Below are 25,951 nucleotides of genomic sequence, written 5' to 3' on the forward strand. Positions count from 1 at the left end.
ACTCCTCAGCGGTTCGTTCCGAACCGCATCGTCGCCGGTCTAGGCTTACCGGCCATGGCCTCTTCGGCGAGCGCGACCAACTCCCGGTTGTCGGTGGACGACTGGGTGCAAGAGGGGTTCCGGGTTATGGCCGAGGACGGCGTGAAGTCCTTGACGCTCGGGCATCTGTGCACGCGCCTCGGCGTCACCAAAGGCAGCTTCTACTGGCACTTCAGCGACATGACCGCCTACCGCACAGCGTTGATCGACACTTGGGCGGTCGTCCGCGACGAAGACCGGTCGTTCGACGACCTGGTGAGTCTGCCGCCGCGGGAGCGGTTGTCGCGCATGATGACCTCGCTGGTCGGTCCGCGGCACTGGATGCTGGAACGTGCCATGCGGGAATGGGCGCGATCAGAGCCCACCGTCGCCGCCGCGGTGCGGGCATCGGATCACAGCGTGGTCGCCGCCGTCCGGCAGGCCTTCATCGACGCCGGCTTCGAGCACGACGACGCCGAGATGCGCGCCACCGCGACTTTCGCTGCGGGCATTGGCTTTTTGCACCTGTCCGGCTCGCGGCCGAGCCCGCTGGCGGCCGGCCGTCGCGAGCAGTTCCTGGACGTGATGCTGCGGCCTTGACTCCCGTCTACCATACCAAAAGGTATGGTAATGTCCGGAGCATGACGCAGACGTCGAAGGTCAGCGACGATTTCGTCGCAAGGCTGGCCGAGCGTGCGGGGGAGGCGGAGCGACTGCGCCGGTTGCCGCAGGCCACCGTCGACGACTACCGCGACTCCGGGCTGGCACAGCTACTGCTGCCCAAGCGCTACGGCGGCATTCAGGCGGACTTTCCCGAGATCCTCGACACCGTGCGGGTGATGGCGCACGGCTGCACGTCCAGTGCCTGGACGCTGGGCTTCTACACGCTGCACAACTGGATGCTGGCGCTGCTCGACGAGCGGGCCCAGGACGAGGTGTTCGCCGACGGGCCGGTGCTGTGCCCCGCGCCGCTCGCGCCGACAGGCCGCGCCATCCCGGCGGACGGCGGTGTCCGCTTGACCGGGCGTTGGTCGTGGGCCACCGGGATCATGGACGCCGACTGGGTGATGGTCGGCGCCCTCTGCGGACCCGACGATGCGCCGTACCCGGCGCTGGTGTTGCTACCGGTCGCGGACACTCGGGTTGAGGACGTGTGGCACACCGCCGGAATGTGTGCCACCGGATCCAACGACGTGATCGTCGAGGACGTTTGGGTGCCCGAGCATCGGTTGGTCGCGGTCACCGACATCTACGGCGGCACCGCGCCGGGCGCGGAATTGCATGACGCGGCGGTCTACCGCTGGCCGATGGTGCCCGCCCTGGCGCTGGTTGCGGCGATGCCTGCGCTGGGGGCCGCGGAGTTGGTCGCCGATCTGTTCGCCCGCCGGCTCAGTGAGCGCATCATCGCGTATTCCGGTGCGGCGCAGAAGGATCAGCCCGCCGCGCAGATACGCCTCGGCGATGCCCGGGCGCGCCTGCGCGCGATACGGGCGCTGACCGATTCGGCCGCTGACGACATCCAGACCCGGGTCGCCGCCGGGGAGCACATCGACCGCAAGGTGCGGGCCGGCGTGCGGGTGGCCGCGGCGCGCGTCGTGCACGAATCCCGTTCGGTGATCGCCGATCTGCTCGAGGCGTCCGGTGCGAGCGCGCAATTCCTGGACCACCCGCTGCAGCGGGCCAAGCGCGACGTCGACGTGATCTCCGGGCACGTCGTCTTCGACTACGACGGCAGCCGAGAATTGGCCGGCGCGTTGGAGATCGGCGCGAAGGTCTCGCCGTTTGCGATGGTCTAGCGCAACGCCTTGGCGAACAGGAAGCTGTCCAGCGGTTCGGTGCTGAGGTTGGGGTAGATGCCCTGCCGCGCCATTCGGCCCTCGCGGGTGAACCCCGCCCTTTCCAGCAAGCGCACGGAGCGGTCGTTGTCGACGTGACAGGTCGCCCAAGCCCGGTACACGTCGGGGTCGGCCTGCAGCGTGGTCATCAGCATGTCCAGCGCCTCGGACGTCAAACCCTTTCCCCACCAACGCTTGCCGACGCAGAAACCGATCTCGGCGATATAGGGCAGCGGACGCCCACAGCTGATCATGCCGACGATCTCGCCGCTGTGCTGCAACTCCATCACCCAGGTTCGCAGGTGTGGGTTGACGTTCATGCGTTCGGCGATCACCCGCTGCGTGACCGCGACCGTGGGATGTGGGGTCCACAGCAGGTATTTGGTCACCTGAGGGTCGCGCGCGACCCGTTGAAAGAGCGGGCCGGCATCGTCGATCACCGGCAGGCGCAACAGCAGCCGCGAGCCCTCGATGCGTTCGGGCGTGAACTCGGCCACTACAGACCCAGCGCCCGGTAGGTGCGGTGGACGAACTTCGGTTGCACCGCTTGCAGTTTCGCGCGTGAGGTGTTGCCGGCGACGGCGGCCGCGGCGTCCGCCGACAACGCCGGCATGTTCTGGATCAGATACAGCAGGATCAGGTCCGCGGTCGGGTCGGCCTGCCACCAGGTGCCGTAGGCGCCGGGCCAGCTGAATGTACCCAGCCCGCCCGGCCCGAACAACGGCGTCGACCTGGCCGGGTCGGTGACGACCGACAGGTTCAGGCCGAAGCCACGCCCGATCCAGAACGGCGACCCGAGGAAGTTGTGCCGCTTGTGCTCGGCGGTAAGCCGGTCGGTGCGCATCGCCCGCACCGACTCCGGCGACAACACCCGCACGCCGTCCAATGTGCCCTCTCGCAGCAGCATCTCGATGAATCGCAGGTAGTCGTCGGCGGTAGAGAACAGTCCACCACCGGCATTGCTGAACGCCGGTGGCGAGATGTGCGGCTGGCCCATGACGTCGTGCTGCAATTTATCCGTGCCGTCCAGCCGGTACATGGTCGCGGCACGCCGGCGGCCCTGCGGAGTGATGTGAAATCCAGTGTCAATCATGTTCAGCGGCTGCAGGATTCGCTCATCGAGGACTTCGTGAAACGGCTTATCCGCCACGCGCGACACCAGCACGCCGACCACGTCGGTGGAATGACCGTACGTCAGCCGATGGCCTGGCTGGTGCACCAGCGGCAATTCGGCCAGCGCGGCCAGCCAGGCGTCGGGGCCCTCCCCGAACGGCAGCCGTAGGTAGGCCCGCGACAGTGGGCCGGTCACCGAGAAGCCGTAGCCCAGGCCGCTGGTGTGGGTGAGCAGGTCCTCGACCAGAATCGCCCGCTCGATCGGAGAAGTCCGATCCAGCGGACCGATCGGGTTGTCGAGCACCCGCAGGTTCGCGAACTCCGGCAGCCAGCGCACCACCGGGTCGCGCAACGCCAGCTTGCCCTCGTCGACCAGGCTCATGGCGGCGGCGACGGTCACCGGCTTGGTCATCGACGCGATACGGAACAGCGTGTCCCGCTGCATCGGTAGCTGCGCGTCGATATCGCGGTGGCCGATCTCGTTGACCTGCAGCAGCTTTCCGTGCTGCCACACCACCGTCACCGCGCCGGCCAGCAGTCCGGCATCGCAGGCCTCGCGGATAGAGGCCTGATTGCCATCGAGGTTCACCTGATCGAGGTTAATGGGCGGTCGCCGACCCGCGAATTCAGGGAGCAGGCTCGATCACGATCGGCGTTGTTCACCGGACTGTGACGTCGCTCCACAGCGCGACGCCCTCGATGATCGCAGGCTGCCGGTCGAAAAGGTCGGTGAAGAACGCGAGCATCTGCCCCGAATTGGTGCCCGGGCCCACGATCACATGGCGCACACCGGCAGCTTGCAGGTCGTCGGCGATCTGGTCGCGGATGTCACCGCGCGCGACCAGCCACGCGCCGCGCTGCTGAATGACCCACATGGTGAAGGTGAGTTGTGATTGCGCCGGCCCGGAATACGTTCCACCGTTGGGTTGCGGCAGGTAGGCGTAGGCCTCGGGCATCCGCAGGCCGAAGTCGGCGACGGTGGCCCACACCATCGGAGCAGCCTCGTTACCGTTGACGAAATACGGTGCGACGAGGACGGTTTCGTCGGCGCCGATGTGATGGCTCGCCCAGTGGTAGAAGAAGGGTGGTGTCGTGAACTGAACGCGCGCCAGCGGCGCGGGAAGCAGGAGGAACAGGGACGCGCCCACCGTGAGCAGCCAGCGAGCCGCCGGACGCGGCGCGAGGCGGGAGGCGCGGGCGATGACGGTCGCGACGATCACCGCCACCGCCAGCCAGACGAAGACCGTGAAGCGATCCGGCAGGACGTGTTTCAGCAACGGTAGTTTCGCCAGCACCAGCCATGGCAGGGGAACGTGCAGCGGGTCCTTACCGATGTGCAGCCAGGGGCCCAGTGACAGCACCAGTATCAGCACCCCGGTGATGGCCGGGATGCGGATCCGCAGATCGTCCCAATAGCGTACGGCCGCAACGACGATCAGCACGATCAGCGGTGCGCCGAGATAGGCCGTCGCCTCGTGGTAGAGGCCGCTGAACTCGCGCGACAGGTTTGTTGCGAACCCCGGCGCGATCAATTGATACGGGGTCGGCAGCACGAGGTTGAGCAGATCTGTCGAGAAGTGCGTAGAGTTCTGCACCTGTTCGCTGATCCGTTGCGACCCAAGGAATTGCGCGGCCAATGGCCCGGCCGCGAACGCCAGGAATGTCAGCACCGCAACGGCAAGCCCGGCCGCGAGCCGGCGGGTCGGCAACGCCCGCAGTGCCGCCGCCAGCACGCAGAGCAGGACGGCTCCCGCCACGACGCTGGTAGCCAGCACCTCCTCGCTGATCAGCAACTGCGCGGCGCCGAGCGCGCCGAGTGTGGCCCCGGATTTCCAGGCCGGGCGGCGACGAGTCACCGCCAACTCGTCGAGGGCGATCAGCATCAGCGGTGGAACCCAGACCGTGGTCAGGTTGAGATGGTGGGCCGCGTGGGAGGCGACGTAGGGGGAGAAGGCGTACACCGCGCCGCCGACAGTCGGCCCGAGGCCGTCACCCGTCCAGCGCCGGATCGCCAGCCAGGCCGCCCACCCGCTCAGCGCGATGCCCAGGACCATCAGGATGTTGAACCCGAAAATCGGCCCGCCGATCTTCGCCGGTAGCCACCCCAGGATTCCGAGCAGGGGCATCGACGGACTCCACATGAGATTGGCGCCGGTGGGTGCGGCGATCTGCGTCGTGAAGAACGGATCGAGGCCATGGATCAGCGCGTGCGGCGTCCAGCCGAGGTACCAGATCGCCTGTTCCTGATCGCAGCAGCCGCCGGCCCACCCGGACGTCGGGCCGCGCCACGCGCCGAGGGTGACGATCATAACCCCGGCCAGGTAGAGCAGGAAGGCGAGCAGGCCCCCGCGGCGGCCTCTGGTCCACTGCCCGAGCACCCGAGCTCCTTAAGATTCCGACGCCTGTCCTTTTCGCCAGCTGGCTGCCCGAAGAGTACGGCGAGGCCCTGAACCTCGTCGTCGCCAGCAATGAGCTGGTCGATGACTCGGACTCCAAGCTGGGCGAAGAGGTCGCGCTGACCAGATCGCCGAGGCTGTCGACATGGCGTTCTTCGCAAACACCACGGCCACGAGCTGCTCGGGCCGGTTGAGCAAGGGTTACACCTCGGTTGATTCCGCGGACTCCCGAGGTCCAGGGCCGGAGCTGGCCCGTGTCAGCCGTTCTTGGTGTGGCCGTTCTTCGTCAGGACATGGTGGTGGTGCCGCCGTTGCGGTTCGTGAACGTGATGCCGTCCACGGTCCAGGTGCCATGTTCATCGACCCACTTGTCCCCTGCCCAGTGGAACTCGTCGTGCTGTCCACTGCCGAGCCACGCGAAGCAGGCCGGACCGCAGTCCAGCGCCACCCCCACGTGAGTTACGTTCCCGTTTGGTGCCGTCATGGTGTGCGATCCGGGCGTGACGGGAACGGGCGGTGGATCATCGGCCAGCGACGGGGACGCCAACCCAACTGCTGCGCCGGCCAGGGCAACGCCAACCGCAAGTCCACGAGTGAATGCCATCGTCCTCATTGATCCGCTGACCTTTCTAATCCCGTGTCAACTGAAAGTTGACATACTTTCCATTAGGGCACTCATAGCGACCGGCCAAGGAATTAGCGTCAATAGTTTCCTGGCATTCTGCGAGTTGCGCAGACCAGGTGCTGCCCCGCAAGTGATATTCCTTGGTTGATTGATCCGGATGGCTCTCCTCTCGGGTGCAATCCGGACCACACGGAACGAACAACTGTGGCATGCCAGACCCAGCCGGAAATTTGTTCGAGTCGGTGACCGTATATCTGTAACTACCCGACAGCGGTTCCGCCGCCGACGCCGAACCGGCCAACCCCACCGCCGCACCGGCTATCACTGCGGCTACGGCCGCGATCCGCGTTGTTCTCATGGCTACGGTTTCCCTTTCTGCTTGAGGTGGCAGATCGCCCCTCTTCGCAGACGGTATGCCGAACGGACTCCTGCTAGATACAGGGATTTCCCTGGTAATTAGCAGGGGCACGGCTACCGCTGTGCCGGGTATATCGCCGGGCCGCCGCGGAACCGAACCCAGTTAAGAGAACGCAAGCCGACAAGCTGGTAGCCTCCTAGCCGGTAGGCCACGAAAGTGTTCTCCAAACCCCCTTTAACGATCCGTCCAGAGAGGCGGAGAAGGAGGTCCAGATCTCGCATGGGCGCTGCTGCGGGTGACGCCGCTACCGGCCGCGAACTGATGTCGGCGGCCGACGTGGGTCGCACAATTTCGCGTATTGCGCATCAAATCATCGAAAAGACTGCCCTCGACGGTGCCGACGCGCCTCGGGTGGTCCTGCTGGGAATCCCCACGCGTGGTGTGACTTTGGCCAACCGCCTCGCCGCCAACATCGCCGAGTTCTCCGGCGCCGAGATCCCGCACGGGGCGTTGGACATCACCCTCTATCGAGACGATCTGATGACCAAGCCGCCGCGGCCGCTGGAGAACACTTGTATTCCCGCCGGCGGCATCGACGATGCGCTGGTGATTCTCGTCGACGACGTGCTGTACTCCGGCCGCTCGGTGCGCTCCGCTCTGGACGCGCTGCGCGATGTCGGCCGCCCGCGGGTTGTGCAACTGGCGGTGCTGGTCGACCGCGGCCACCGCGAACTGCCGCTGCGCGCCGACTATGTCGGCAAGAACGTGCCGACCTCGCGCACCGAGAACGTGCACGTACAACTGGCCGAGCAGGACGGTCACGACGGCGTGGTGATCTCCCGATGAGTCCGAGGCACCTGCTGGCGGCCGGCGACCTGACCCGCGACGAGGCCACCGCGATTCTCGACGACGCCGACCGGTTCGCCCAGGCGTTGGTCGGCCGCGAGGTACGTAAGCTGCCGACCCTGCGCGGCCGCACGATCATCACGATGTTCTACGAGAACTCCACCCGCACCCGGGTGTCGTTCGAAGTCGCCGGCAAGTGGATGAGCGCCGACGTAATCAACGTCAGCGCTGCCGGGTCCTCGGTGGGCAAAGGCGAGTCGCTGCGCGACACCGCGCTCACCCTGCGCGCCGCCGGCGCCGACGCGCTGATCATCCGGCACCCGGCTTCCGGTGCGGCACACCAGCTTGCGGCCTGGACGGCGAACGCCGACGACACCGGACCCGCGGTGATCAACGCCGGCGACGGCATGCACGAGCACCCGACCCAGGCGCTGCTCGACGCGCTGACCATCAGGCAGCGACTCGGTGGCATCGACGGCCGCCGGGTGGTCATCGTCGGCGACATCCTGCACAGCCGGGTGGCCCGCTCCAACGTCATGCTGCTGCACACCCTCGGCGCCGAGGTGGTGCTGGTGGCGCCGCCGACGCTGCTGCCGGTCGGGGTCGCCGACTGGCCGGTGACGGTGTCACACGACCTGGATGCCGAACTGCCGGCCGCCGACGCGGTGCTGATGCTGCGCGTCCAGGCCGAGCGGATGAACGGTGGCTTCTTCCCCTCCACGCGGGAGTACTCGGTGCGCTACGGGCTGTCAGATCGGCGCCAGGTGCTGCTGCCCGATCACGCGATCGTCTTGCATCCCGGCCCAATGCTGCGCGGCATGGAGATCTCGTCTTCGGTGGCGGACTCGTCGCAATCGGCGGTGCTGCAACAGGTTTCAAATGGTGTCCACGTTCGGATGGCGGTGCTTTTCCATCTGCTTGTGGGCACCGAGTCGCCCGCCGAAGGGCTCGGCGGAAAGGGGTATGTGGCGTGAGCGTCGTGCTGCGTGGGGTGCGGCTCTACGGCGAAGGGGACCAGGTCGACGTTTTGGTCGACGGCGGGCAGATCGCCGAGATCGGCGCCGGACTCACGATCCCCGAAACCTCAGACGTGATCGACGCGACCGGTCAGGTGTTGCTACCCGGCTTCGTCGACCTGCACACGCATCTGCGTGAGCCCGGCCGCGAGTACGCCGAGAACATCGAAACCGGCTCGGCCGCAGCCGCTCTCGGTGGTTTCACCGCGGTGTTCGCGATGGCCAACACCAACCCGGTCGCCGACAGCCCCGTCGTCACGGACCACGTCTGGCATCGCGGACAGCAGGTGGGCCTGGTCGACGTGCATCCGGTCGGCGCGGTCACGGTGGGGCTGGCCGGCAAAGAACTCACCGAAATGGGCATGATGGCCGCCGGAGCCGCGCAGGTGCGGATGTTCTCCGACGACGGCAAATGCGTCGACGACCCGCTGATCATGCGGCGCGCGCTGGAATACGCGACCGGGCTGGGCGTGCTGATCGCTCAGCACGCCGAGGAGCCGCGGCTGACCGTCGGGGCGATCGCGCACGAAGGCCCCAACGCCGCGAAGCTGGGGCTGTCGGGCTGGCCGCGGGCCGCCGAGGAGTCGATCGTCGCCCGCGACGCCCTGCTGGCCCGCGACGCCGGGGCGCGGGTGCATATCTGTCATGCCTCTACTGCCGGCACTGTCGAGCTCGTCAAATGGGCTAAGGCGCAGGGTATTTCGATCACCGCGGAAGTGACGCCGCATCATCTGCTGCTCGATGACAGCCGACTGGCCAGCTATGACGGGGTGAACCGCGTCAACCCACCGCTGCGCGAGGCCGCCGATGCCGTCGCGCTGCGCCAGGCCCTGGTCGACGGTGTGATCGACTGTGTGGCCACCGATCACGCGCCGCACGCCGAACACGAGAAGTGCGTCGAGTTCGCCGCGGCGCTGCCGGGCATGCTCGGTCTGCAAACCGCGCTGTCGGCGGTGGCCCAGGCGATGGTCGTACCGGGTCTGATGACATGGCGCGACGTCGCGCGGGTGATGAGCGAAAACCCGGCCCGCATCGCGGGACTGCCCGACCAGGGGCGGCCGCTCGAAGTCGGGGAGCCGGCCAACCTGACCGTCATCGACCCGGACGCCACCTGGACCGTCGTCGGCGCCGATTTCGCCAGCCGGTCGGCCAACACGCCCTACGAGACGATGACACTGCCGGCCGCCGTGACCGCAACCCTGCTGCGCGGCAAGATCACCGCGCGCGACGGAAAGAGCCCGGCATGAATAGCCAGACGCAGGTGGCGTCGCTGATCATGGCCGCACTGCTGGTTGTCATCATCGCGTTCATCATTCAGCTGATGCTGCGCGGCTGGCGCAAGCGCGCGGAGCGTCAGGCCGAGTTGCTCGGAACGCTGCCCGAAATACCGGATCATGTCGGCCCCGCGTCGATCACTACTCCCGGCATGTATGTCGGCTGCACAATGGCGCCGGCGTGGAGCCAACGGATCACCGTCGGCGACCTGGGCTACCGCAGCAAGGCCGTGCTCACCCGCCACCCCGAAGGCATCCTGGTGCAGCGCATTGGGGCACAACCGATTTGGATACCGAGCGAGTCGATCTCCGGTATCCGCACCGAACACGTCATCGCCGGCAAGGTGGCCGCGCGCGACGGGATTCTGGCGATTCGATGGCGGCTGCCGTCGGGCGTCAAGATCGACACCGGGTTTCGCGCCGACAACCGCGACGACAACAAGGGATGGCTGCACAGCTGGCCGGAAGGAGTCGCGCTGTGAAGGCGATGCTGGTTCTCGACGACGGCCGGACGTTCACCGGTACGGCTTTCGGTGCCATCGGCCAAACACTGGGCGAGGCGGTCTTTTCCACCGGCATGTCCGGGTATCAGGAGACGCTGACCGACCCCAGCTATCACCGGCAGATCGTGGTGGCGACCGCCCCGCAGATCGGCAACACCGGCTGGAACGGCGAAGACGGCGAAAGTCGCGGCGACAAGATCTGGGTGGCCGGCTATGCAGTCCGGGACCCGTCGCCGCGGGTCTCCAACTGGCGCGCCACCGGCACGCTGGAGGACGAGTTGATCCGCCAGGAGATCGTCGGGATCGCCGGCATCGACACCCGCGCCGTCGTGCGGCATCTGCGCAGTCGAGGGTCGATGAAGGCGGGAGTGTTCTCCGGTGACGCGCTGGCCGCGCCGGAGGAACTGACCGAACGTGTCCGAGGCCAGCAGCCGATGTTGGGCGCCGACCTGGCCGGTCAGGTCAGCACGCCGGAGGCATACATCGTCGAACCCGAAAGGCCACAGCGATTTACCGTCGCCGCGATCGACCTCGGCATCAAGACCAACACCCCGCGCAACTTCGCCCGCCGCGGCGTGCGCAGCCGGGTGCTGCCCTCGTCGGCGACGTTCGAGCAGATCGCTGAACTCAAACCCGACGGCGTCTTCCTGTCCAACGGCCCCGGCGACCCCGCGACCGCCGACCACATCGTGGCGGTGACCCGCGAGGTGCTGGGCGCCGGAATCCCGCTGTTCGGAATCTGTTTCGGCAACCAGATCCTGGGCCGGGCGCTGGGCCTGTCGACCTACAAGATGACCTTCGGCCACCGAGGCATCAACATCCCGGTGATGGACCACGCCACCGGCCGGGTCGCGGTCACCGCCCAGAACCACGGATTCGCCCTCGAAGGCGAGGCGGGACAACGATTCGACACCCCGTTCGGCGACGCGGTGGTCAGCCACACCTGCGCCAACGACGGCGTCGTCGAGGGCGTGAAACTGGCTGACGGACGAGCCTTTTCGGTGCAATACCACCCGGAGGCCGCGGCCGGACCGCATGATGCACAGTACTTGTTCGACCAATTCGTCGACTTGATGGCAGGGGAGAACAAGTAATGCCACGGCGGACAGATCTCAAGCACGTCCTGGTGATCGGTTCTGGGCCGATCGTGATCGGGCAGGCCTGCGAATTCGACTATTCCGGGACCCAGGCCTGCCGGGTCCTGCGTGCCGAGGGACTTGAGGTCAGCCTGGTCAACTCCAACCCGGCGACCATCATGACCGACCCCGAATACGCCGACCACACCTACGTCGAACCCATCACGGCCGCGTTCGTCGAGAAGGTGATCACCCAGCAGGCCGAGCGCGGCCACAAGATCGACGCGCTGCTGGCCACGCTGGGCGGCCAGACCGCGTTGAACACCGCGGTCGCGCTGTACGAAAACGGCGCCCTAGACCGGCACGGCGTCGAGCTGATCGGCGCCGACTTCAACGCCATCCAGCGCGGTGAGGACCGGCAGATGTTCAAGGACATCGTCGCCAAGGTCGGTGGCGAATCCGCCCGCAGCCGTGTCTGTTTCACCATGGACGAGGTCCGCGAGACCGTCGGCGAACTCGGGCTGCCGGTCGTGGTCCGGCCGTCGTTCACGATGGGCGGCCTGGGTTCGGGTCTGGCGCACACCGCCGAGGAGGTCGACCGGATGGCCGGCGCCGGGCTGGCGGCCTCGCCGAGCGCCAATGTGCTGATCGAGGAATCGATCTACGGCTGGAAGGAATTCGAGCTCGAGTTGATGCGCGACGGCAAGGACAACGTCGTCGTGGTCTGCTCGATCGAGAACGTCGACCCGATGGGCGTGCACACCGGCGACTCGGTCACGGTTGCCCCGGCGATGACGCTGACCGACCGCGAGTATCAGAAGATGCGCGACCTCGGCATCGACATCCTGCGTGAGGTCGGCGTCGACACCGGCGGCTGCAACATCCAGTTCGCGGTCGACCCGCAGGACGGCCGGCTGGTCGTCATCGAGATGAACCCCCGGGTGTCGCGGTCAAGTGCGCTGGCGTCCAAGGCCACCGGCTTCCCGATCGCCAAGATCGCCGCGAAGCTCGCCGTCGGCTACACCCTCGACGAGATCCTCAACGACATCACCAAGGAGACTCCGGCCTGCTTCGAGCCGACACTGGACTACGTCGTCGTCAAGGCGCCGCGGTTCGCGTTCGAGAAGTTCCCGGGCGCCGACCCGACCCTGACCACCACGATGAAGTCCGTCGGCGAGGCAATGTCGTTGGGCCGCAACTTCATCGAGGCGCTCGGCAAGGTGATGCGCTCGCTGGAGACCAAGCGCACCGGATTCTGGACGGGCCCGGACGACGAAGGTAGCGCAGAGGACGCGCTCGAGAGGCTCCGCACACCCACCGATGGCCGGCTCTACGACGTCGAATTGGCGTTGCGGTTGGGGGCGCCGGTGGACCGGGTGGCCGAAGCCTCAGGGATCGACCCGTGGTTCGTCGCGCAGATCGCGGAACTGCTGACGTTGCGAGACGAAGTGAGCGACGCCGCCGTGCTGGACGTCGAACTGTTGCGACGCTGCAAGCACAGCGGCCTGTCGGACCGCCAGATTGCCGCGCTGCGGCCGGAATTGGCCGGCGAGGGCGGGGTGCGGTCGCTGCGGCGCCGCCTCGGCATCCACCCGGTGTACAAGACCGTCGACACCTGCGCCGCGGAGTTCGAGGCCAAGACGCCGTACCACTACAGCAGCTATGAACTCGACCCGTCCGCCGAGAGCGAGGTGGCCCCGCAGACCACCAAGCCCAAGGTGTTGATCCTCGGTTCGGGTCCGAACCGCATCGGCCAGGGGATCGAGTTCGACTACAGCTGTGTGCACGCGGCAACGACGTTGTCGCAGGCCGGATTTGAGACCGTGATGGTCAACTGCAACCCGGAGACGGTGTCCACCGACTACGACACCGCCGACCGGCTCTACTTCGAGCCGCTGACGTTCGAGGACGTTCTCGAGGTGTTCCACGCCGAGCAGTTGTCCGGCGAAGGCGGGCCGGGCGTCGTGGGCGTCATCGTGCAACTCGGCGGTCAGACACCGCTGGGGTTGGCGCAGCGACTTGCCGACGAGGGTGTCCCGATCGTCGGAACCCCACCGGAGGCCATCGATCTGGCCGAGGACCGCGGCGCCTTCGGCGACCTGCTGTCGGCGGCCGGGCTGCCGGCGCCGCGCTACGGCATGGCGACCACCTTCGCGCAGGCGCGGCGCATCGCCGCGGACATCGGTTATCCGGTGCTGGTGCGGCCGTCCTACGTGCTGGGCGGGCGCGGCATGGAGATCGTCTACGACGACGAGACGCTGCAGGGCTACATCGCCCGCGCCACCGAACTCTCGCCCGAACACCCGGTGCTGGTCGACCGTTTCCTCGAGGACGCCATCGAGATCGACGTCGACGCGCTCTGTGACGGTGACGAGGTCTACATCGGCGGCATCATGGAGCACATCGAAGAGGCCGGCATCCACTCCGGCGACTCGGCGTGCGCGCTGCCACCGGTCACGCTGGGCCGCAGCGACATCGAGAAGGTGCGTACCGCGACCGAGGCGATCGCGCATGGCATCGGTGTGATCGGCCTGCTCAACGTGCAGTACGCCCTCAAAGACGATGTGCTCTACGTGCTGGAGGCCAACCCGCGGGCCAGCCGGACCGTCCCGTTCGTCTCCAAGGCCACCGCGATCCCGCTGGCCAAGGCGTGTGCGCGAATCATGCTGGGGGCCAAGATCGCCGAGCTCCGCAGCGAGGGAATCCTGGCAGCCGTCGGGGACGGCGGCAACGCGGCGCCGAACGCGCCCATCGCCGTCAAGGAAGCCGTGCTGCCGTTCCACCGATTCCGCAAAGCCGACGGCTCGGGTGTCGACTCGCTGCTGGGCCCGGAGATGAAGTCCACCGGTGAGGTGATGGGCATCGACCGTGACTTCGGCAGCGCCTTCGCCAAGAGTCAGACCGCCGCCTACGGCTCGCTGCCCGCCTCGGGCACGATCTTCGTGTCGGTCGCCAACCGGGACAAGCGTTCGCTGGTGTTCCCGGTGAAGCGACTGGCCGACTTGGGCTTCCGGGTGTTGGCCACCGAAGGCACCGCGGAGATGTTGCGCCGCAACGGGATTCCCTGCGATGAGGTGCGTAAGCACTTCGAGGAGGCGTCGCCGGAGCGGCCGAAGATGTCGGCTGTCGACGCGATCCGCGCGGGTGAGGTCGACATGGTCTTCAACACGCCGTACGGCAACTCCGGCCCCCGCATCGACGGCTACGAAATCCGTTCGGCCGCAGTCGGAGTCAACATCCCCTGTGTGACGACCGTGCAAGGAGTGTCGGCGGCGGTGCAGGGCATCGAAGCCGGTATCCGCGGCGACATCGGGGTCCGTTCGCTGCAGGAACTGCACAGCGCGCTGAACAACGGCGGTAAGTAGGTATGCCCGCGTTCGGCGCTCGGCTGGCCGACGCGATATCCCGCCGCGGGCCGTTGTGTCTGGGCATCGACCCGCATCCCGAGTTGCTGCGGGCCTGGGGCTTGGGCGTCGACGCCGACGGGCTGGCGGCGTTCGCCGACATCTGTGTGGCGGCCTACGCCGACTTCGCGGTCGTCAAGCCTCAGGTGGCGTTCTTCGAGACCTACGGCGCGGCGGGGTACGCGGTGCTGGAGCGCACGATCGCCGCCCTCCGTGGCGCCGGCGTGCTGGTGCTGGCCGATGCCAAGCGCGGCGACATCGGGTCGACGATGACGGCGTACGCGGCCGCGTGGACGGGCGACGCCCCGCTGGCCTCCGACGCGGTGACCGCCTCGCCGTATCTGGGCTTCGGCTCGCTGCAGCCGCTGCTGGACCGCGCCGCGGACTGCGGCAGCGGGGTGTTCGTGCTGTCCGCGACCTCCAACCCGGAAGGCGCCGGCGTGCAACGCGCGACGACCGGGGGCACGCCGGTCGCCCAGTCGATCGTCGACCAAGCCGCCGCCGCCAATCGGGCACTGGGCGCGGGAACCGTCGGCGTCGTCATCGGCGCCACGCTGACCGAGGTGCCCGACGTGAGCCTGCTCGACGGCCCCGTGCTGGTGCCCGGTGTCGGCTTCCAGGGTGGCCGGCCCGAGGCCCTGAGCGGCCTGGGTGGGGCCGTTTCCGGCCAGCTGCTGCCTGCGGTGTCGCGCGACGTGCTGCGAGCCGGTCCGGACGTCACCGCGGTGCGGACGGCGGGCGAGCGGATGCGCGACGCGGTCGCCCACCTGGCTTCCTGAACGATCTACGACACGGCGTCGTTCATTGTCAGGGCTGACGTGCTGTTTGACGCGACACGCGCGACACGCCGCGATTTTCCTTGTCGGGTCCGATTCGGCATTTTGACCAGTGTCAACACCGTCGCGACGAGTCCTTTTCGGCCCCGGACGATTTGCCCGGCGCTAGCATAGGCACTGGTAGAGGCGATTTAATGGCGGCGAAAGCGGGGGCCGGGCGACCGCCTTGGAACGGCCCCGCGGCCCTTCTCTGAGCGGGCCGAACCCGCGCTTTCCCCAGCCATAAGCTGCGTCTTTGTAGCTTCAACCAGGGGGGCGGGTTAGATTTCGTCAGGTGGCGTGGGTACGGTCGTGACCGCTGGCTGGACTACCTGGCCGAGACAAACAAAGATCGAAATCTGTTGCTGATCGATACGGAGGAATCGTGGCCCTTCCCCAGTTGACCGACGAGCAGCGCGCGGCAGCGTTGGAGAAGGCTGCCGCCGCACGCCGAGCCCGAGCCGAGCTCAAAGACCGGCTGAAGCGTGGCGGCACCAATCTCAAGCAGGTGCTGAAGGATGCCGAGACCGACGAGGTCTTGGGCAAGATGAAGGTTTCCGCGTTGCTGGAGGCCCTGCCGAAGGTGGGCAAGGTCAAGGCGCAGGAAATCATGACCGAGCTGGAGATCGCCCCGACCCGCCGCCTGCGTGGCCTCGGCGACCGTCAGCGCAAGGCTTTGCTCGAAAAGTTCGACTTCACCGCCTGAGTTCGACGACGATGCGGGCCGTGAGGCCTGAGGAGGAGTCGGACCGACGCATCAGTTTGGCGACCATGCAGGCCTTCGGGCCTGACGGAAGGCCGGGCCAGCGCCTGAGCACCTTCCGGGAGAGTCGTTGAGCACTGACGGGGGACCGGACGGCATGGCACGTGTGATCGTGCTGTCCGGTCCGTCCGCAGTGGGCAAATCAACGGTGGTGCGCTGCCTTCGCGAGCGGATCGCCGATCTTCATTTCAGTGTCTCCGCGACCACCCGGGCTCCTCGGCCCGGCGAGGTCGACGGAATCGACTATCACTTCGTCTCGGCCGGACACTTCCAACAACTGATTGACGACGGTTCCCTGCTCGAATGGGCGGAAATCCACGGTGGCCTGCACCGATCAGGCACGCTGGCCGGCCCGGTCCGGGAGGCCGTAGCCGCCGGGCACCCGGTCCTCATCGAGGTCGACCTGGCCGGTGCACGTGCGGTCAAGCAGGCGATGCCGGAGGCGGTCGCGGTCTTTCTGGCGCCCCCGAGCTGGGATGCGCTGGAGGCCCGGTTGATCGGCCGCGGCACCGAGACACCCGAAGTGATCGAGCGCCGGCTCGCCACCGCGCGCACCGAGTTGGCCGCACAGGACGACTTCGACGAGGTCGTGGTGAATCGCCAATTGGAAACCGCGTGCTCAGAATTGGTATCATTGCTGGTCGGTCCCGCGCCGCAGACGGCGTGATCGTCCAACCAGACTCGATTCACGATTAATCGCAGATCATTACCGGCCGCCAGGAGAATATTTACGTGAGCAGTTCGCAGACCGACACTTCGTTAGCCGCCGTCCCGGACCAGTTCGACCCGTCCGCTGGTGGCATCGGCGCCTACGACACACCGCTGGGCATCACCAACCCGCCCATCGACGAGTTGCTCGCGCGGGTGTCCAGCAAGTACGCCCTGGTGATCTACGCGGCCAAGCGCGCCCGTCAGATCAACGACTACTACAACCAGCTCGGCGAGGGCATCCTCGAGTACGTCGGCCCGCTGGTCGAGCCGGGTCTGCAGGAGAAGCCGCTGTCGATCGCGATGCGCGAGATCCACGGCGACCTGCTCGAGCACACCGAAGGCGAGTAGCGGGATCCTGGCGGGCCTGCTGTGAGCGGCGCAGGGAGCCACATGGGCGAGCAACGACGGATCGTCGTCGGCGTCGCCGGGGGCATCGCCGCCTACAAGGCGGCCACCGTGGTGCGTCAGCTCACCGAGGCCGGCCACCAGGTCCGCGTCATCCCCACCGAATCCGCGCTGAAGTTCGTCGGTGCCGCCACTTTTGAGGCGCTCTCCGGCCAGCCCGTTCAAACCGGGGTCTTCGACAATGTGCCGCAGGTGCCGCACGTCGCCATCGGCCAGGCTGCCGACCTCGTCGTCGTTGCACCGGCGACCGCCGACCTGCTGGCGCGTGCCACCCACGGCCGCGCCGACGACCTGTTGACCGCGACACTGCTCACCGCGCGATGTCCGGTGCTGTTCGCGCCGGCCATGCATACCGAGATGTGGCAGCACCCGGCCACCGTCGAGAACGTCGCCACGCTGCGCCGCCGGGGAGCCGTCGTGCTCGAACCGGCATCCGGCCGGCTGACCGGCGAGGACAGCGGCGCGGGCCGGCTGCCCGAGGCCGAGGAGATCGTCACCTTCGCCCAGCTGCTGCTCGAGCGCCACGACGCCATGCCCTACGACCTCGACGGCGTCAAGCTCTTGGTCACCGCGGGGGGCACCCGCGAACCCATCGACCCCGTCCGCTTCATCGGCAACCGCAGTTCCGGCAAGCAGGGCTACGCGCTGGCCCGGGTCGCGGCCCAGCGCGGCGCCGAGGTCACCTTGATTGCCGGGCACAACGCCGGGCTGATCGACCCGGCCGGCGTCGAGGTGGTCCACGTCAGCTCCGCTCAACAACTGCGGGACGCAGTGTCCAAGCACGCACCCGATTTCCACGTGCTGGCGATGGCGGCGGCCGTCGCCGACTTCCGGCCGTCCCAGGTCGCAACCGCCAAGATTAAAAAGCGCGCCACCGACGACTCGGCACCGCAGATCGACCTGATCCGCAACGACGACGTGCTGGCGTCGACCGTGCAGGCCCGCACCGCCGGGCAGCTGCCGAACATGCGTGCCATCGTCGGCTTCGCCGCCGAAACCGGCGACGCCAATGGTGACGTGCTGTTTCACGCGCGGGCCAAGTTGCGGCGCAAGGGATGTGACCTGCTGGTGGTCAACGCCGTCGGCGACGGCAAGGCCTTCGAGGTCGACCACAACGACGGCTGGCTGCTGGCGGCCGACGGCACCGAGTCGGCGTTGCAGCCCGGTTCGAAGACCTTGATGGCCAGCCGTATCGTGGACGCGATCGCCACGTTCCTGCAGCGGGGCACCTAAAAGGCGACAGGGCTTTTAGAGCACCGCAGACCGGCCGGTAACATATACCAGCCCGGCGATATAATTTGCCTAACTAACGTTTTTTCATGCGCCTTGAAAGGGAGAGAGTGTGAGCGAAAAGGGTCGGTTGTTCACCAGCGAATCGGTGACCGAGGGGCATCCAGACAAGATCTGTGACGCGATCAGCGACTCGGTGCTCGACGCGCTGCTGGCCGGAGACCCGCGCTCACGTGTCGCCGTCGAGACGGCCGTGACGACCGGTCAGGTCCACGTCATCGGCGAGGTCACCACGAACGCCAAGGAAGCTTTCGCCGACATCACCAACACCGTCCGCGAGCGCATCCTCGAGATCGGCTACGACCACTCCGACAAGGGCTTCGACGGCGAGACGTGTGGCGTCAACATCGGCATCGGCCGGCAGTCGCCCGACATCGCGCAAGGTGTCGACACCGCGCACGAGACCCGCGTCGAGGGTGCCGCTGACCCCTTGGACCTGCAGGGCGCCGGCGACCAGGGTCTGATGTTCGGTTACGCCATCGCCGACACCCCGGAGCTGATGCCCCTGCCGATCGCGCTGGCCCATCGTCTGTCTCGGCGACTGACCGAGGTCCGCAAGAACGGGACCCTGGACTACCTGCGCCCGGACGGCAAGACCCAGGTCACCATCGAGTACGAAGACAATGTCCCGACTCGCCTGGACACCGTCGTCATCTCCACCCAGCACGCCGACGGCATCGACCTGGTGAAGACGCTGGACCCCGATCTGCAGAAGCACGTCATCAAGACCGTGCTCGCCGACCTGGCCCACGAGACGCTGGATACGTCGTCGACCCGGGTGCTGATCAACCCGACCGGCAAGTTCGTCGTCGGGGGCCCCATGGGCGACGCCGGCCTGACCGGCCGCAAGATCATCGTCGACACCTACGGCGGCTGGGCCCGCCACGGCGGCGGTGCCTTCTCCGGCAAGGACCCGTCGAAGGTGGACCGCTCGGCGGCCTACGCGATGCGCTGGGTGGCCAAGAACATCGTCGCCGCCGGCCTGGCCGAGCGCGTCGAGGTTCAGGTGGCCTACGCGATCGGCAAGGCGGCCCCGGTCGGCTTGTTCATCGAGACGTTCGGTACCGCCACCGTCGACCCGGTCAAGATCGAGAAGATCGTGCCCGAGGTGTTCGACCTGCGGCCCGGCGCGATCGTCCGTGACCTGGACCTGCTGCGTCCGATCTACGCCCCGACCGCCGCGTACGGCCACTTCGGCCGCACCGACATCGACCTGCCGTGGGAGCAGACCAACAAGGTCGACGACCTCAAGCGCGCTGTCTAGTTCGTATCGCGAAAAGCCCCCGTTACGCTCGGCGTGCGGGGGCTTTCTCGTGTCAGGCCGTGAAGCTGTAGTCGTCGAGATCGAAACGCCTACTGCGCCAATACACTTCGAAGGTGTGCGCGGGGCGCAGCGCCACGTCGCCGTTCTTGTCGAAGTAGTAGCTGTTGGCGCCCCGGCAGCTGTCCTGCCAGAACACCTGCTTGTCGCGGCGGCGCAACTGTTCGGCGAAGTAGCGGGCGTTGGCTTCGTCGCTGATCTCGACGCGGATCGCGCCGCGCTGCTGGGCGCGCTTCATGCAGCGGACCATGTGGTGGGTCTGCGCCTCGATCAGCGCGAAGTACGAGGACCCCACATAGCCGTAGGGCCCCATCGTGGAGAAGAAGTTCGGGAAGCCGGGAATGGTGGTGCCCTCGTAGGCCTGGGCCCGGTTGTCCTCCCAGAACCGCTTCAGCGACTTGCCGCCGCTGCCGGTGACCGCGAAGGTCGGCGTGGTGTCGGCGTCGAAGACGTGGAACCCGGTGGCCAGGATCAGTACATCGATGTCGTGGTTGGTGCCGTCGGTGGTGGCCACCGACGAGGGCGTGATCTTGTCGATCGGTTCGGTGACGAGACGGACGTTGTCGAGGTTGTATGTCGACAGGTAGCTGTTGTGGAAGCCGGGACGCTTGCAGCCGATCGCGTAGCTCGGCGTGAGTTGCTTGCGCACCACCGGGTCTCGCACCTTCATCCTTAGGTACGCGCGGCCCAGCGACTCCATCCACTTCGCCAGCGGATACACCGTGAAGTACTGCGCCGGGAGCGGGAAGGTCACCTCGACGTAGGACTGGGTGATCAGCCGCTGCAGCGTCCGGGCGCCGGGCAGGCGCAGCGCCCAGTGCGCAGGGGTGGGCAACGCGACGTCGAACTTCGGGAAGCACCAGATCGGCGTGCGCTGAAAGACATTGAGCTGCTTGACAATCGGCGCGATCTGCGGCACCAGTTGCACCGCCGAGGCGCCGGTACCGATCACAGCGACCCGCTTGCCGGTCAGGTCGAGGGAGTGATCCCACCGGGCGGTGTGGACGATCTCGCCGCCGAACGAGTCGACGCCGTCGATCTCGGGCGGCTTGGGCACGGTGAGCACGCCGCTGCCGTTGTAGATGAACCGCGCCGTCACTTCGCCGCCCGGATCGAGTTGCACTCGCCACAGCGAGCGCTCGTCGTCGAATTCGGCGGACAGCACCTTGGTGCCGAACCGGATCTTCGGACGGATCCCGTACTTGTCGGTGCAGTGCTCGGCGTAGGCCTTCAATTCGCCGCCCCGCGCGTAGGTGCGCGACCAGTCCGGCCGCTTCTCGAACGAGAACTGGTACGACGCCGACGGGATGTCGACGGCGATGCCGGGATAGGTATTCCAGTACCACGTGCCGCCGACCTCGTCGCCGGCCTCGACGACCAGATAGTCGTTGAAGCCTTCCTGGTCGAGTTTGACGGCAGCGCCGATGCCGGAGAATCCGGCGCCGACGATCAGGCAGTGGTAGTCGGGGCCTTCGCTGTTCACCGGTACCTCCATCGCTACAGGTGCTTAGTCGATACCGACGGTACCGCGTATCTAGTGCAGCGCCGCCTTCAGGGCCGCGAGTCCGCGGTTGGTCGCCTCGGCGGCGGCCGGGATGACCAGCGCGAAGCTGACGTAGCCGTGCACCAGGGTGCCTTCGTTGCTCAGTTCCGCGGGCACACCGGCGTCGTTGAGCAGCTTGGCGTAGACCGCGGCGTCGTCGCGTAATGGGTCGTGCTCGGCGCTGCCGATGAAGGCCGGTGCCAACCCGGAGAAATCGGCCGCGTTACAGGGCGCCAGGGCGGGCGGCAGCGCCTTCGGGTCGCTGATGTCGAGGCCCGGGATGTACCAGCTCAGGAAGGCGTCGATGACGTCGCGGTCCAGGATCGGCGCGTCGGCGTTCTCGGTGAACGACGGCAGCGACAGATCGGCGGTGATCGTCGGATACCAGAGCAACTGGAAGGCCAGCTTCGGCCCGCCCTCGTCGCGGGCGCGTTGCGCGATCACCGCGGCCAGGTTGCCGCCGGCCGAGTCACCGGCGACCGCGATCCGGGTCGGATCGCCGCCCAGTTCAGCAGCGTGTTCGGCGGTCCACTGCAGGGCCGTCCAGCAGTCGTCCACGCCCGCCGGAAACGGGTGCTCGGGGGCCAGTCGGTAGTCGACGGACACCACGATCGCCTCCGCGCCGACGGCATGCGCCCGCGCGACCGGGTCGTGGGTGTCCAGGTCGCCGAGCGCGAAGCCGCCGCCGTGGATGAACACCACGATCGGCAGGTTGCCGGGCTCGGACTGCGGCCAGTAGATGCGGACGGGAACCCCGTTGGCCGAGTGATTCTCGATCCGCAGGTCCGGCAGCATCTCGGGCGGCGTTTTCAGCTGGGCCAGCCGCGCTCGGGCGACCTCGACGCCGTCGGACGCCGTGAAGGTCATCGGGAACGCGTCGACCACGGCCTTCAGCGTCGGATCGATCTGCGGTCGGGCGATGGTTGGCTCCGTCACGTCTTCTCCTTTGTCACCGGGTGTGCAGGGCGTCGCGCAGCGCGGTCAGGCCGCGGTCCATGGCCTCCGTGGCCGCGGGAACGACCCCGGCGTAGCCGAGATAGCCGTGCACCATCGACGTCGCGTTGTGCACCTCGACCGGAACGCCCGCGGCATCGAGCAGTTCGCCGTACCGCCTGCCGTCGTCGCGCAGCGGGTCGTGGCCCGCGACGGCGATGTACGCGGCAGGCAGGCCGGTCAGGTTCTCCGCGCGGCCCGGTGCCATCCCGACCGGCGGATTGAACAGGTCGATCTCGCCGGCGTAGTAGCGGCTGAACGCGGCGACGGCGGCGCTGTCCAGCACTGCGGCGTCGGCGTTCTCGGTGAACGATGGCAGCGACGAGTCCCACAGCGTGGCGGGATACCACAAGAGCTGGAAGGAAATTGGCGCCCCGCCCGCATCCCTGGCGCGCTGCGCGATGACGGCCGAAATGTTGCCGCCCGCGGAGTCGCCCGCGACGGCCAGCCGGCTCGCGTCGGCACCGATTTCGCTGCCGTGCTCGACAACCCACCGCGTCGCGGCCCAGGCGTCGTCGATCGCGGCGGGGTAGGGGTGCTCGGGCGCGAGTCGGTAGTCGACGGACACCACGATGGCCTCGGCGCCGACGGCGTGCTGGCGGGCGGTGCCGTCGTGGGTGTCGAGATCGCCGACCACGAAACCACCGCCATGGAAGAACATCACCACCGGCAGTGGCGTGTGATCGGTTGCGGGCCAGTAGATCCGGAGGTTGATCGGACCGGCCGGCCCGTCGATGGCGCGGTCCTCGACCCGCAGCTCGGGGTGGAAGGCCCGCCGCGGCAGATCGCGCAGCGCAGCGCGGGCGGCCTCGACACCGTCGTCGGCGGACAACCGGAACGGGACCGCGTCCAGTACCTTCTGCAGGATGGGATCGATGGCGGATCCGGAATCGTCGACGCTGGGCATGCAGACACCGTACGCACCCCGGGTCATGCTGGGCGCCTGGGTGGCTGGTGGCTGGGCCGGCCTCGCATACGGCGTATTCCTCACGATCGTCGCGCTGCGTTCCGCGCCCGGCGACGAGCTGACCGGGGTGTGGGGCGCGCAACCGGCCTTCAAGGCGGCCATGGCGGTGCTGCTCGCGCTGGCGGCGGCCGCGCACCCGATCGTGCGCGAGCGGCGCTGGCTGATGCCGGCGCTGTTGTTCTCCGCCGTCGGCGACCTATTGCTGGCCATTCCGTGGTGGGCGCCGTCGTTCGTGCTCGGTCTGGGTGCATTCCTGTTGGCGCACCTGTGTTTTCTGGGCGCGCTGATACCGCTGGCGCGCGGGGCCGATCGGTCGCGTCCCCGGCTGATCGCTGTCGCGGCGCTCTGCGTGGCATGCGTTGCGCTGCTGACGTGGTTCTGGCCGCAACTGGCCCGTGACGGGATGACCATTCCGGTAACGGTGTACATGCTGGTGCTGGTCGCGATGGCGTCTGCGGCGCTGTTGGCGCAGCTCCCGACGGTGTGGACGGCGGTCGGCGCGCTGAGCTTCGCCGGGTCGGACGCGATGATCGGGATCAGCCGCTTCGTGCTGGGCAACGAGGCACTGGCGGTGCCGATCTGGTGGACCTACGCGGCGGCGCAGGTGCTGATCACCGCGGGCTTCTTCTTCGGCCGGGTGTCGATCACCTCTGCTACACCTGGCGAGTGACCACGCGGACCCGACAGGCCGCAGCATTCGAGCCGATCGCTCGCGTGCTGCCGATGCTGTCGGTGCCGCACCTGGATCGCGACTTCGACTACCTGGTGTCCGAGGAGCAGTCCGACGACGCCCAACCCGGCGTGCGGGTGCGGCTGCGCTTCCACGGCCGGCTGGTCGACGGCTTCGTCCTGGAGCGCCGCACCGACACCGATCACGTCGGCAAGCTCGCCTGGCTGGACCGGGTGGTGTCGGCCGAGGCGGTGCTCACCCCGGAGATCCGCCGGCTGGTCGATGCCGTGGCCGCGCGCTACGCCGGCACCCGCGCCGACGTGCTGCGGCTGGCGGTGCCGCCGCGGCACGCCAAGATCGAGGCTGAAACCGTCGCTGCGGCAGAGCTTTCCGTGGTCGAGGAGGTCGACCGGGCCGGCTGGGAGTCCTACAGCAGCGGCGGGCAGTTCCTGACGGCGCTGGCCGAGACGCGCGCGGCCCGCGCTGTGTGGCAGGCGCTGCCCGGCGAGTCGTGGGCCGACCGATTCGCCGAGGCCGCGGCGCAGACCATGCGGAGCGGGCGCGCCGCGCTGGTCATCGTGCCGGATCAGCGCGACGTGGACACCATGTGGCGGGCGGCGACGGCGTTGCTCGACGAGGCGGCCGTGGTCGCGTTGTCGGCGGGCCTCGGTCCGTCCGCACGGTACCGGCGTTGGCTCGCGGCACTGCGGGGGAGCGCACGGCTGGTCATCGGCACGCGCAGTGCGGTGTTCGCGCCGGTCAGCGATCTCGGCCTGGTGATGGTGTGGGACGACGGCGACGACACACTGGCCGAGCCCCGCGCCCCCTACCCGCACGCGCGCGAGGTGGCGATGCTGCGCGCCCACCAAATGCGTTGCGCCGCAATGATCGGCGGGTACGCCCGCACCGCCGAGGCGCAGGCGCTGGTGCGCAGCGGCTGGGCGCACGACCTGGTCGCGGCGCGGCCGGTGGTGCGTGCGCGCAGCCCGCGCGTCGTCGCCCTGGACGACGGCGGATACGCCGAAGAACGTGACCCCGCCGCGCGCAACGCGCGGTTGCCGTCGGTTGCGCTGCGCGCCGCCCGCACCGCGTTACAGGCCGGCGCGCCAGTACTGGTGCAGGTGCCGCGGCGCGGCTACGTCCCGTCGCTGGCGTGTGCGCGGTGCCGGACCATCGCCCGATGCCGGCATTGCACCGGGCCGCTGTCGCTGGACGACCGCGGCGGCTCGTCGCCGGTGTGCCGCTGGTGCGGCCGCGCTGATACCGCATTGCGTTGCGGCGCTTGCGGATCCGACGCGATCCGAGCGGTCGTGGTGGGCGCCCGTCGGACCGCGGAGGAACTGGGTCGCGCCTTCGCCGGGACGACGGTGATCACCTCCTCGGGTGAGGCGATGGTGTCCGAGGTCGACGCCCGCCCCGCCCTGGTGGTCGCGACGCCCGGCGCCGAACCGCGCGCCGACGGCGGTTTCGGCGCGGCGCTGCTGCTGGACAGCTGGGCATTGTTGAGCCGTCAGGACCTGCGCGCGGCCGAGGACACCCTGCGCCGCTGGATGGCCGCCGCGTCGCTGGTCCGATCGCGCGACGACGGCGGGGTGGTGACCGTTGTCGCGGATGCGTCCGTGCCGACGGTGCAGGCGCTGATCCGCTGGGATCCGGTCGGCCACGCGGACGCCGAGTTGGCCGCGCGCACCGAGGTCGCGCTGCCGCCGAGCGCACATATGGCTGCCCTGGACGGATCCGGCCCGGCCGTCGCCGCGTTGCTCGAGGAGGTCCGGCTGCCGGACACCGCTGAGTTGCTCGGCCCGGTGCCGCTGCCGGCGGGGGCGCGGCGGCCGCCCGGTATGGCGGCCGACGAACCTGTCGACCGGATGCTGGTGCGGGTCGATCGCCGGCAGGGGTTGGCGCTGGCCGCGGAGTTGCGGCGCGGCGTCGCGGTGGTCAGCGCGCGCCAAACCAGCGAGCCGGTCCGCGTCCAGATCGACCCGCTGCACATCGGCTAGCGCATAGGT

At 68.2% G+C, this 25,951-nt stretch carries 23 protein-coding genes; 16 read left to right on the forward strand and 7 right to left on the reverse strand.

The features are described from left to right. Positions 1–54: 54 nt before the first annotated feature. Complete coding sequence (locus PT015_RS03595) at positions 55–618, forward strand: TetR/AcrR family transcriptional regulator (RefSeq protein WP_285188852.1); 564 nt, start codon at positions 55–57, stop codon at positions 616–618. 41 nt (positions 619–659) lie between these two features. Next, positions 660–1,814, forward strand: coding sequence for an acyl-CoA dehydrogenase family protein (locus PT015_RS03600; protein ID WP_285188854.1), 1,155 nt, complete (start codon positions 660–662; stop codon positions 1,812–1,814). Here the strand turns inward: PT015_RS03600 and PT015_RS03605 are convergent. From PT015_RS03605 to PT015_RS03620, 4 genes are all read right to left on the reverse strand, one after another. Then, the gene (locus PT015_RS03605; RefSeq protein ID WP_285188855.1) at positions 1,811–2,350 is read right to left on the reverse strand and encodes a GNAT family N-acetyltransferase; all 540 of its coding nucleotides are present in this window, start codon (positions 2,348–2,350) and stop codon (positions 1,811–1,813) included. The genes PT015_RS03600 and PT015_RS03605 overlap by 4 nt on opposite strands. Beyond that, on the reverse strand, positions 2,350–3,555 hold the full coding sequence (locus PT015_RS03610; protein ID WP_285188857.1) for a serine hydrolase domain-containing protein: 1,206 nt from the start codon (positions 3,553–3,555) through the stop codon (positions 2,350–2,352). Before PT015_RS03610 ends, PT015_RS03605 begins: the two co-directional genes overlap by 1 nt. Before the next feature lie 70 nt (positions 3,556–3,625). After that, complete coding sequence (locus tag PT015_RS03615; RefSeq protein ID WP_285188859.1) at positions 3,626–5,344, reverse strand: glycosyltransferase family protein; 1,719 nt, start codon at positions 5,342–5,344, stop codon at positions 3,626–3,628. A 304-nt stretch (positions 5,345–5,648) separates the two neighbouring features. Continuing rightward, the gene (locus PT015_RS03620) at positions 5,649–5,966 is read right to left on the reverse strand and encodes a hypothetical protein (protein WP_285188860.1); all 318 of its coding nucleotides are present in this window, start codon (positions 5,964–5,966) and stop codon (positions 5,649–5,651) included. Between the two features lie 658 nt (positions 5,967–6,624). Between PT015_RS03620 and pyrR the strand changes: the two genes are divergently transcribed. The 12 genes from pyrR (at position 6,625) to metK (ending at position 19,712) form a co-directional block, all read left to right on the forward strand. Further along, positions 6,625–7,191 carry a bifunctional pyr operon transcriptional regulator/uracil phosphoribosyltransferase PyrR gene (pyrR, locus tag PT015_RS03625; RefSeq protein WP_285188861.1) on the forward strand — a complete coding sequence of 189 codons (567 nt, stop codon included), beginning with the start codon at positions 6,625–6,627 and terminating at the stop codon, positions 7,189–7,191. After that, a complete protein-coding gene (locus tag PT015_RS03630; protein ID WP_285188862.1) occupies positions 7,188–8,165 on the forward strand; it encodes an aspartate carbamoyltransferase catalytic subunit in 978 nt (325 codons plus the stop codon). Before pyrR ends, PT015_RS03630 begins: the two co-directional genes overlap by 4 nt. Next, positions 8,162–9,454, forward strand: a complete 1,293-nt coding sequence (locus tag PT015_RS03635) for a dihydroorotase (RefSeq protein ID WP_285188863.1) — start codon at positions 8,162–8,164, stop codon at positions 9,452–9,454. Before PT015_RS03630 ends, PT015_RS03635 begins: the two co-directional genes overlap by 4 nt. Beyond that, positions 9,451–9,963: a PH-like domain-containing protein gene (locus tag PT015_RS03640; protein WP_285188865.1), complete on the forward strand. Its 513-nt coding sequence runs from the start codon at positions 9,451–9,453 to the stop codon at positions 9,961–9,963. Before PT015_RS03635 ends, PT015_RS03640 begins: the two co-directional genes overlap by 4 nt. Next, positions 9,927–11,078: a glutamine-hydrolyzing carbamoyl-phosphate synthase small subunit gene (carA, locus tag PT015_RS03645; protein WP_285188867.1), complete on the forward strand. Its 1,152-nt coding sequence runs from the start codon at positions 9,927–9,929 to the stop codon at positions 11,076–11,078. Before PT015_RS03640 ends, carA begins: the two co-directional genes overlap by 37 nt. Further along, a complete protein-coding gene (gene carB, locus PT015_RS03650) occupies positions 11,078–14,425 on the forward strand; it encodes a carbamoyl-phosphate synthase large subunit (protein WP_285188870.1) in 3,348 nt (1,115 codons plus the stop codon). The genes carA and carB overlap by 1 nt, the downstream gene beginning before the upstream one ends. A gap of 2 nt (positions 14,426–14,427) precedes the next feature. After that, positions 14,428–15,243 carry an orotidine-5'-phosphate decarboxylase gene (gene pyrF / locus PT015_RS03655; protein WP_285188872.1) on the forward strand — a complete coding sequence of 272 codons (816 nt, stop codon included), beginning with the start codon at positions 14,428–14,430 and terminating at the stop codon, positions 15,241–15,243. Between the two features lie 421 nt (positions 15,244–15,664). After that, a complete protein-coding gene (mihF, locus tag PT015_RS03660) occupies positions 15,665–15,985 on the forward strand; it encodes an integration host factor, actinobacterial type (protein WP_005146193.1) in 321 nt (106 codons plus the stop codon). 154 nt (positions 15,986–16,139) lie between these two features. Further along, entirely contained in the window at positions 16,140–16,709 is a 570-nt protein-coding gene (gene gmk / locus PT015_RS03665; protein WP_285188879.1) for a guanylate kinase, read from the forward strand. Between the two features lie 65 nt (positions 16,710–16,774). Continuing rightward, the gene (gene rpoZ / locus PT015_RS03670) at positions 16,775–17,101 is read left to right on the forward strand and encodes a DNA-directed RNA polymerase subunit omega (protein WP_240258122.1); all 327 of its coding nucleotides are present in this window, start codon (positions 16,775–16,777) and stop codon (positions 17,099–17,101) included. 42 nt (positions 17,102–17,143) lie between these two features. Continuing rightward, a complete protein-coding gene (gene coaBC, locus PT015_RS03675) occupies positions 17,144–18,391 on the forward strand; it encodes a bifunctional phosphopantothenoylcysteine decarboxylase/phosphopantothenate--cysteine ligase CoaBC (RefSeq protein ID WP_285188880.1) in 1,248 nt (415 codons plus the stop codon). Positions 18,392–18,500: 109 nt separating this feature from the next. Next, entirely contained in the window at positions 18,501–19,712 is a 1,212-nt protein-coding gene (gene metK / locus PT015_RS03680) for a methionine adenosyltransferase (protein ID WP_285188882.1), read from the forward strand. 52 nt (positions 19,713–19,764) lie between these two features. Here the strand turns inward: metK and PT015_RS03685 are convergent, their stop codons facing one another. From PT015_RS03685 to PT015_RS03695, 3 genes are read right to left on the reverse strand one after another with little or no spacing between them, the layout of a single operon-like run. Continuing rightward, the gene (locus PT015_RS03685; protein WP_390887924.1) at positions 19,765–21,252 is read right to left on the reverse strand and encodes a flavin-containing monooxygenase; all 1,488 of its coding nucleotides are present in this window, start codon (positions 21,250–21,252) and stop codon (positions 19,765–19,767) included. 51 nt (positions 21,253–21,303) lie between these two features. Continuing rightward, entirely contained in the window at positions 21,304–22,248 is a 945-nt protein-coding gene (locus PT015_RS03690) for an alpha/beta hydrolase (protein ID WP_285188884.1), read from the reverse strand. Positions 22,249–22,261: 13 nt separating this feature from the next. Next, positions 22,262–23,212 (reverse strand): alpha/beta hydrolase, encoded by a 951-nt coding sequence (locus PT015_RS03695; protein WP_285188885.1) that lies wholly within the window; start codon positions 23,210–23,212, stop codon positions 22,262–22,264. On the opposite strand from PT015_RS03695, the gene PT015_RS03700 reads away from it, so the two are divergent. Continuing rightward, positions 23,211–23,942: a lysoplasmalogenase gene (locus tag PT015_RS03700; protein WP_285190909.1), complete on the forward strand. Its 732-nt coding sequence runs from the start codon at positions 23,211–23,213 to the stop codon at positions 23,940–23,942. The genes PT015_RS03695 and PT015_RS03700 overlap by 2 nt on opposite strands. Before the next feature lie 53 nt (positions 23,943–23,995). Then, positions 23,996–25,942, forward strand: coding sequence for a primosomal protein N' (locus PT015_RS03705; protein WP_285190910.1), 1,947 nt, complete (start codon positions 23,996–23,998; stop codon positions 25,940–25,942). Positions 25,943–25,951 lie beyond the last annotated feature (9 nt).

This window comes from Candidatus Mycobacterium wuenschmannii, from assembly GCF_030252325.1.
Taxonomy (GTDB): Bacteria; Actinomycetota; Actinomycetes; order Mycobacteriales; family Mycobacteriaceae; genus Mycobacterium; species Mycobacterium wuenschmannii.